The sequence below is a fragment of the [Phormidium] sp. LEGE 05292 genome (genome assembly GCF_015207735.1).
In the GTDB taxonomy this organism is placed as follows: Bacteria; Cyanobacteriota; Cyanobacteriia; order Cyanobacteriales; family Aerosakkonemataceae; genus Floridanema.
In genome coordinates, this window is sequence record NZ_JADEWG010000343.1 from 1 (window position 1) to 1,220 (window position 1,220).

The 1,220-nt window shown below is 42.0% G+C and carries 1 protein-coding gene; it reads right to left on the bottom strand.

Annotated elements, in window-relative coordinates; genetic code table 11:
- Positions 1–30 precede the first annotated feature (30 nt).
- Positions 31–1,220: amylo-alpha-1,6-glucosidase (locus IQ264_RS32495; protein ID WP_322744853.1), on the bottom strand; the 1,190-nt coding region annotated here is incomplete at its 5' end.

Genomic DNA, 1,220 nt, shown 5'->3' on the forward strand with positions numbered 1-1,220 from the left:
CACCTCTTCTTCCCAGTCCCCTATCTCCAATTACTTGGGAAAATAACGGAGGATTTCTGCCACTGACCAAGCTTGGGCGAAAGCACCTTGCGGTGTGTGGGGAGGGTCGCCATCAAAGATTTCTGAGACGGAACCTATACAAGCTTGATTTTGAAAATGGTCTAGCATTGGTTGCCAATCAAAAGGCAATGGTTCATTTTCATAAAAGCGTTGCCAAGCATTAATAAAACAGCCAATTAACCAACTCCAAACTGTACCTTGATGGTAAGCACTATCTCGGTGAATTGAATCTCCTGTATAGGAACCAATATAATCAGGATCGTCTGGTGCGAGACTGCGTAAACCGTAGGGTGTTAAGAGTTTATCTTTGGCTATTTGTAATACTTGACGGGCTTGTTCTGGGGGAAATCCACAATGATATAAGGATAATGCTAAGACTGCATTGGGGCGAATTTTGGGGTCGGGTTGGTCGTCTGGGGAAATAGTATCGTAGAAGTATTGTTGATGAGGATTCCAGTATTTTTGTAGGGATTCTTTGACTTGTTCTGCTTGTTGTAAATAGCGATCGCGCTGACTGTACAATTGCTCAACCTTAGCAGATTGATGAGTTGACAGTTTTTCTGCCCATTTGGTTGCCCAACATAAAGCCGAGTACCACAAAGCATTAATTTCTACTGGTTTACCACAACGAGGAGTAATTGGTTTTCCACTAATTACTACATCCATCCAAGTAATCGCTACATTAGGCGCATCCCAAGTTAGTAAACCATCTGTGGCATCAATATGAATATTGAACATTGTGCCAGTAGAGAAAGCTTTATAAATTTGGCGAAACACGAGATATTGTGTGACTAAAAAATCCCAATCTTCGGTTGCTTCTAAGTAAAGCCCTAATGTTTCAATCCACCACAAAGAAGCATCTATACTGTTATAAAATGGTTCGTTTCCTTGGTCAGGAAATGTGTTAGGAATTAAACCATATTTACAATAGGAACCGAAAGTTTCTAATAAGCCTTTGGCAATTTCAAATTGACCTGTTGTTAGTGCTAATCCGGGTAAGGCAATTAATGTGTCTCGACCCCAATCATTAAACCAAGGATAACCAGCAATTACAGTTGGCCCGGAAATTGAATTGCGATAAACAATAAATTGATCGGCGGCGCGAAGAAGTTGGTTGGGGATCGGGGACCGCCATCGACTGGGGACAAGGGGACAAGGGG